Source organism: Pleomorphochaeta sp. DL1XJH-081 (assembly GCF_049310885.1).
In the GTDB taxonomy this organism is placed as follows: domain Bacteria; phylum Spirochaetota; class Spirochaetia; order Sphaerochaetales; family Sphaerochaetaceae; genus CAYZJV01.
This window is the reverse complement of record NZ_JBMDYO010000090.1, coordinates 1-275: the sequence shown is the minus strand read 5'-3', so window position 1 is coordinate 275 and position 275 is coordinate 1. Positions and strand designations below refer to the sequence as shown.

1 protein-coding gene is annotated in these 275 nt (G+C 48.0%); it reads right to left on the bottom strand.

The window, feature by feature from the left end:
• Positions 1-75: 75 nt before the first annotated feature.
• Positions 76-275: hypothetical protein (locus tag ACODJP_RS14010; protein WP_422482543.1), on the bottom strand; the 200-nt coding region annotated here is incomplete at its 5' end.

The following is a 275-nucleotide window of genomic DNA, read 5'->3' as shown; positions in this document are numbered from 1 at the left end:
CCCCATGCTCTAGTAGTTTTGATCAGGTGTATCGAGCCGAAAACATCTGTACAGCCAACAATCAAATCATCTAAATCACCTATCCCCACCTTCAAGCTCTTCTTGATCATCCATTTGTGTTTCTTCTTTGTTGCTCACTTCTACTCCGCCCTCGTTGCTCTCACCACCTTGCCGGAAAAGAAGTGCGGCATCTGCTGACTCTGGCTCGTCTTCGTACACATCATCATCCTCTTCACTTCCCCTGCCCCTTACCGTCGAAGTTGCATTCTTGTCCA